The following is a 7,213-nucleotide window of genomic DNA, read 5'->3' on the forward strand; positions in this document are numbered from 1 at the left end:
ATGAAAATCGGGATTATCATCGGACGCATCGGTGACGTCGACGGCGTCGCTCTGGAGACCGAGAAGTGGGTAGAAGTCCTGCAGAAAATGGGACACGAGATATTCATTCTTTCCGGTCATTTCAAAAAGGATGTGATCGAACCGGAGAACCAGAAGGCACTTCGGGTTCTTTCATTCTTTTCCCCCGAGTGCGAATGGGAGCAGAACCGGGCTTTTTTCTTTCCACCGGATGATGCGGAACGACTTCTGAGTCACCTCGACGCGACCGCCAGCCACATTGCGACCGCTATTTTCCAGTGGATCCTGGACTGTCGCATCGACGTGCTTCTCGTCGAGAACGCATCGTCCTTGCCGGCCCATTTGTCCCTGGGCATGGGCATCATGCGTTGTGGAGAGCGCCTCGATCTTCCGATCGTAATTCACCACCACGATTTCTACTGGGAGCGGGGCTCGCGTTACGCCTCACCTTTCCCCGAAATCACGCAGATAGTGGAAGAGACATTCCCCCTGCGTACCTCCCACGCCAGACACGCCGTGATCAACTCCAATCAGCGGAGCGTTCTCAAGGAGAAGTTCGACATCGATGCCATGGTCGTGCCCAACGTGATGAATTTCGATAAGCCCTTCGCGCAAAAGGATTCGTACAACGCCCATCTGCCCGCGAGCATAGGGCTGCAGGACCGTGACATCCCCCTTTTCCAGATTACCAGGATTGTCCGGCGTAAGGGGATCGAAGTTGCCATCGATCTCGTCGGCCAGCTGGAAGACCCGCGCGTTAAGTTGGTAATCACCGGGAGCGCGGCCGACGATCATCGCAAGGGCTACTACAGGGAGCTTCTCAGGCAGATCGAGAGGAACGGTATGAAAGACCGGGTCATCTTCGCCCACCACAAGCTTCTCAGCGGCCGGGGATCGTCGAGTACGGGCGAGCGGATTTTCTCCCTGGCCGACGCCTACGCACACGCCGTCGCCTGCACCTATTTCAGCACCTACGAGGGTTTCGGAAACGCGTTTGTCGAGGCGGTCGTCGCCCGCAGACCCGTTTTCGTGAACAACTACAAACCCGTTTACTGGCCGGATATCGGCAGCCACGGCTTCAAGACCGTGATGCTGGAGGACAGCAACCTCACGGACGAGGCCGTGGCCGAAATCGACCGGATTATCCACGATCCGGCACTCCAAGTGGAAATCGCCGAGCATAACTTCGAACTCGGGCGGAAGTACTTCTCGTTCGAGGTGTTGGAGCAAAAGCTGCAGGCGATCTTTCCGCAGTGAGGTGAGTCATCGTGCACCGAGGACGGCGCTACAGCGCGGACCGCATGATCGATGCCCTGCGAGAAGAGGATATAAGCACCTGGTTCGACCTGGGGTTGATGCTCGACCGGCTCCGCGACGGGCGCGGCACACCGAGCCTGAATTTCGACGATGATTTCGACGCCTTCGCCCGGCACATAAGTCGCGGAGTGGGGCTGGTGACCTTCCACTGCTCGGTGGATGGCGTCACGGTGGAAATTGCGAAATATGCCGAGGCTATGCGGCACATACTGCCGGAGCCGCGACTCCACTTGATCACGGGTCGTTTCGATGTTCGCGCGGAACCGATCATGGGTCTCAGGGTCGAGCGCCACGTGTTGCCCGAAATTAGCGGATTTGCTGACTGGCACCTCTACAGGGACTTCTTCCATCGTCGCATGGAGCGGGGAAGCCCTCTCTACAATTCCCTGATTCTCTCGCTCTGGGATGACGTGCTCGTTCTCGCGAAACGCCTCGGAAGGCTGATCGAGCGTTGCGACATTCGTTTGTTGTACGTCATCAACGTCAATTCTAACCCGGGTAATGTCGCCCTGGCCCTGGCCCTCGTGCTGATCTCCGAACATATGCGCATTCCAGTCATCGCCAACAACCACGACTTCTACTGGGAGGGGGGCACGGCACGACGGAAGGAGGGGAGTCCTGCAGGACCGCGCGACCACTTCTTCACCAACTGGCACCTGGGCGAGGTATTCTCGATCATCCAAATGATCTATCCCTGGGTGTCGCGTACTTGGATTTCGGCTAACATCAGCCGCAATCAATCGGCCCAACTAGTGCGGCGGTTTGGCCACAACCCGGCCAACGTCGCGGAGTTGGGTACCGCCGTGAACACGGCCCTCTACGCACCTATCAACCGCTCCAGGCGCGTCGAGGTGCTACGGCAACTCTCCAGTCTCCTGACGGGATCACGCAAGCGGCTCGGCGCCAATTCGGGCACTGCAATCCTGCGAAAGCACCCGCTGGCGGCCGATCGTCCGCAGCCATTGCTGCTAGCGGTCCGAGAAATGAGAAACGTGGATTTTGTCCGCGACAACATGATCCTGCTTCAGCCCACTCGGATCATCAGGCGCAAGAAAATCGAAGCCAACTTTCGCATCATTTCGCGTCTGTTTTCCGATGCGGAATTCATCAACGCCTTCCACGACTCTCCGAACCTCAAGCTTACGCTGCTGGTTACGGGACCGGTGGCGGGCGAAAACGAACGTTATTTTTTTAGGCTGGTGCGTGACTTCGACAGGTGCGTGTCCCGGCTTCCCGAGTCCGTGCGGGATCGGGTGTTTTTTGCGTTGCTGTTCAGCGGGATCGACTACCCGGATTTTCGAAAGCAGTTCGACCAGCCGTGTACGATCGCCGACCTGTATGGGGTTGCATCACTCGTGGTACTACCGAGTGAAACCGAGGGCCGGGGCCTGCCAATCATAGAATCCGCCGCCTGCGGTGTTTCGATAATGACGCGGCGCTACGATCCGGAGGATGTCTTCGCCGAAGTGATTGGCGAACACCTGGCACGAGACGAGCGATTGGAGGTGACTTCTTTTCGCAATCGGATCACGCCCGCTCTCATCACGTCTGTCAAAGAGCATTTGCTCCAACCGCTGCGTTTCAGGGCGGCCACCGCACAAAACCGCCAGGTCGTCGAAAATCGCTGGTCGATGGAATCGCTGGCTCGCGACTTCGAGAGTTGCTTCCGACAGCTCCACCGACAACTTCGGGCAAACGATCGTGACCTGGAGGCCGCGTCGAAAGCGCTGTCGCGGTTCGAGAGGCGAGTGCGACGTCATCGCGGCGAACTTGGCACAGTGATGAATACCGACAATCGCGACTACCTCCCGGGCCACGGACGCATGGGGTTCATGCTGATGTTGAAGTCGCTCATCGACCCGAGCTATTTCCGCGTCGAAGAACAGCGCCAGCGCGGGATGGCTTTCGCATTCGCAGAGCAGTTGGTGTACAGGAACCCGGACCCGTCGACCCTGAGTCGCGAGAAGTTCCACGAGTTTTACAATTGCGTGGATAATCTATTCCTGGTTCGAGGGGGCGACCTGCCGATCATGTTCGACCACGCGTTCGCCTATCGGCATCGCAACCGCTGGAACCTCAAGTATCACAACCTCACGTGGCACGAGCTTACAGGTGTCATCAACCTGTTGTTCGCGCACATTGCCGCACCGCCGCCTTCCCTTGATGCGACCCGTCACGCGGCGTCCCATTTCTCGAACTGGGATTTGATGCTCGAACAAAGGTGCGGCGGATCCCTCGCGATCGACGATCGGGCCAAGCTTTGGGAACGCCTGCAGACCGACGTGCCCATCGCGTATTTCGCCGGTAGCTCGCTACAGGTGGAGATCGAGCTTTTCATCCTCCAAGCGGTGCGTGCCCGACTCGGTCTCGAGACCCACGAACCGATGACCGACAAACTTCTGAGGCGCAAACAGCTGGCGCCTATCTACATCTTTCAGCGCAGCAACCCACTGGGAAACCACCTCACCGCTGATACGTTGAAGGCTTACATCAATGAGATCGGCAACGAGGAGCTGCGGTTGCTGTTCAAAAACGGCGTCTGCAGTGTCGTTCCGACCAACCAGATCTCGGTGGGCATCGACATCAGGCAACTCGGCAAGCGTGCCCTTCGCGTGCTCGCCGAGGTGCGCGCCGGGCGTGGATTCCTGATCGGAGCGACCGAACACGCGTCCCTCACCACCGACATAGTCGACATCGAGCGGTTCCACGTCGGACAAGTGCCTGATGTGCTCACGGCCAATGTGATGAGCCTCTCGCCCGGCGACGGCTACGTCCAGTGGGTGCCTGCTAGCCTCAGGGCCACACTCGCCTACCCGACGCCCATCCAGACCGCGCGCGACCTCAGCGAGACGTTCAAGGGGCCACTGTTCCGCAGGGCGTGCGAGAGACTGGGTGAAAAGGAAGTTCTCGAGGAATTGCGGCGAGACGCCCAAGAGCGAGGATCGCCCGTCGTGAGTGTCCTCGAGAAACTGGTAACGCCACCCGCCAAACAGCAGTCCGCGGTCACCGCGCAGGCCATCAAGGGGCTCTACGCCGACGGGTTCCCCTGGTCCGGTGCGCTGGCCAGCGTGCCACCGAGCGCAGGGATGCGCTACCGCATGATCTGGTCTGACGGACCACCCCGCACTGTGCTCGATTTCATCAAGCGTTTCAACCAGGGTGCAAAAGTAAAGGCTCGTATCGCGTGGAACGGAGGCTATATCCTGAACGCCGAGCTCGTGGGCAAACTTGCCTTGCCGGAGTCCTACATCGGCTCTCCGCTGGGCCTGATCATCTCAGACGGCGAGGTCATCTGTCCCCCACTCTTCGACAAACCGGCACTACTGGTGGGAAAAGACGACTCGCTATCCATTCGGAGGGTCAGCACTCGGTTCGGCATGCGGGTCAGCGGGGCGGGCATCACGGTGGACTTCGACCCCTGCTCCTACAACGCAGTGACACCGGGAGCGGGACCCTGTTTCTACGATCTGTTATTCCCCGGAAACGGGCTGCCCGGGGATGGACGGACGCTGGTGAGGTTGGCCGGCGCGCGAGTGATGGAGGTGATCCACACCGGCGCCGGTCAGGACGTTCCAGTGTTGCCGGTCGGACTGTGTCTCTCCTTCGCCAGGGGTCAGCTGCCGGATGGATGGGTTGATGGCACCCAGCTCGATTTCGAGCTACCGGATCTGGTCGACGTGGCCCAGGCGGTGGAAGCGGGGCCGATGCTCGTGTCCGGTGGCCGCAGTTGCATCGATTTGGAGGCGGAGGGGTGGAAGACCAAGAATTCGATCGCCACACAGGCGGCTCGACTCGACTACCTCGACATGAGAGGGCCGAAGATTGCGGTCGGAGTCGACGGGAGCGGTACGCTCTCGGTGTTGACCGTGAACGGACGCATCCGAGAATCGGTCGGTGCAACCCATGTGGAAATGGCCGAGATTCTTTCCGCACGCGGCGCGGAGAGCGCCATGGGCTTTGATCCCGGGGGAAGCAGCACACTCGTGGTCGGGGAGGAAACGTTGAACATCAGTCCGTACAACCGGGACTACGAACGAAACGTCTACTCCATGCCCCCCCAGCCCCGAGCCGTCGGCAATGCGGTTATCGGCTTCTGAGAAGGTGCGTTTGGTGGGAGGCAGCCTAGTCCCACTAGGCCCCGATCGGCCGCGAGAACCCGCCGAGCTTGCCATCTCCCCCGTGAGACAGTGTCGGTGCCTGGTGTGTGTGGGATTGGGAAGACGAAGCACCAGAGATCACCAGATCTTGAGCGCATGCCCGACCCCATCACCCGCCTGAACGCAGCCCTAGAAGGCCGCTACCGCCGGCGAAGGCCACTAGGCCGTCAGCGGCCCAGAGTTCGTCGGGGTCGTGCACCACGGCCTCCGAGCGCGTCATCGAATAGAGCCCCACACGCCCTCGATCTCGTACGGTTGCTCGTTGGTCTCTTGCTGGAGCCCAAGCCATGAACGCTCTGTTCAAAGACTTCGTTTTCGGCTACCGCAGCCTCTTGAAGAGACCTGCGTCGGCCATCATCTCAGTCCTCGTGCTCTCGGTCGGGATCGGGCTGTCGGCGTTCATGTTCAGCGTCGTGTACGGCATCTGGCTCAGGGGATTGGACTTGCCCGAGGCCGAGCGGCTCACGCTGATCTGGGAAACCAATGTCTCCGAGGACGTCGACCAGCGCCGGCCTCCCGTGCACGACCTTTGGGATTGGCGCGAGCAACAGGAGTCCTTCGAGGGACTGTTCGGCTGGAGAGACGGCACGGTCAACGTGGGCCGCGAGGGAGCCAATCCGGAACGGTATGGTGGCGCGTTCGTGACCACCAACACGTTCCAGGTGTTGCGGGTTCAGCCGGTACTGGGCCGGTCATTCATCCAGGAAGATGAAGAGCCGGGTGCGCCGCTGACCGCGATCCTGAGTCACGAGTCGTGGCAGAACCATTATGGCGCGGACCCGTCGGTCCTGGGGCGGACCATCAGAGCCAACGGCGAGCAGGCGACGATCATCGGGGTCATGGGCGAGGGATTCTCATTTCCGACCGGCCAGGACATCTGGCTGCCGATGCGGGACATTCCCTCGCAGGTCGAGCGAGGGGAGCGCCCGCTCACCGTAATGGGCCGTCTGAACGAGGGCGTCACCTTCGATCAGGCACGGCTCGAGCTGGCATCCATCGCGAACGGGCTGGCGCGCGAGCACCCGGAGACCAACGAGGGCGTGGGCATCCGCTTCATGTCGTGGTCGGCGTGGCAGACACCGTTGGACTTCGGCGTCGTCTTCATCGCCATGATGGTGTCGGTGATCCTCCTGCTGCTGGTAGCGTGCGCAAACGTGGCGAACCTGCTACTCGCCCGAGCCACGCTCCGCATGAAAGAAGTCGCCGTGCGCACGGCCATCGGCGGTGGGCGCCTCCGGGTGGTATTGCCGTTCTTTTCGGAGGCGGTCCTCCTAGCCTGTGCGTCGGCTGTGGTCGGTACCCTCATCGCGTTCGGCGCCATCCGGGCGTTCGACACGGCCACGCTGCAGGTTCGTCCGTCCTGGATGGAGGTCGCGTTGGACTTGCCCGCACTCGCGTTCGTGATAGGCACGTCGTTCTTCGTGAGCATCGCGGTAGGGGCTTTGCCGGCGTACCAGATCTCGAAAGCCGATGTCAACGGGATTCTGAAGGACGAGTCGCACGGCGCGACCGGTATGCACATGGGGAAAGTGAGCCGCGCATTGGTCGTCGGCGAGGTCGCCCTCTCGTGCGCGCTCTTGGTGGGGTCGGGTCTCATGGCGAAGAACATGGTCGTCATGAACGACTTCGATTTCCCCTATGACGCAGAGCGTGTCTTCTTCGCACAGGTCGTACTGTTCCCGACGGTGTATCCCGACGCGGAGTCGCGCGCGCGAATGTTC

The 7,213-nt window shown here is 60.6% G+C and carries 3 protein-coding genes; all 3 read left to right on the forward strand.

Annotated features, from left to right (window positions below):
• Positions 1 to 1,275, forward strand: coding sequence for a glycosyltransferase family 4 protein (locus tag IIB36_17490; GenBank protein MCH7533532.1), 1,275 nt, complete (start codon positions 1 to 3; stop codon positions 1,273 to 1,275).
• Positions 1,276 to 1,286: 11 nt separating this feature from the next.
• The gene (locus IIB36_17495) at positions 1,287 to 5,432 is read left to right on the forward strand and encodes a phosphodiester glycosidase family protein (protein MCH7533533.1); all 4,146 of its coding nucleotides are present in this window, start codon (positions 1,287 to 1,289) and stop codon (positions 5,430 to 5,432) included.
• Between the two features lie 347 nt (positions 5,433 to 5,779).
• The coding region (locus IIB36_17500) for an ABC transporter permease (GenBank protein MCH7533534.1) at positions 5,780 to 7,213 on the forward strand (1,434 nt) is incomplete at its 3' end.

Source organism: Gemmatimonadota bacterium, from assembly GCA_022560615.1.
Lineage (GTDB): Bacteria > Gemmatimonadota > Gemmatimonadetes > Longimicrobiales > Gaopeijiaceae > UBA1138.

Coding starts and splice junctions, on each gene's coding strand:
- IIB36_17490 (MCH7533532.1), top strand. CDS start 1: ATGAAAATCGGGATTATCATCGGACGCATCGGTGACGTCGACGGCGTC.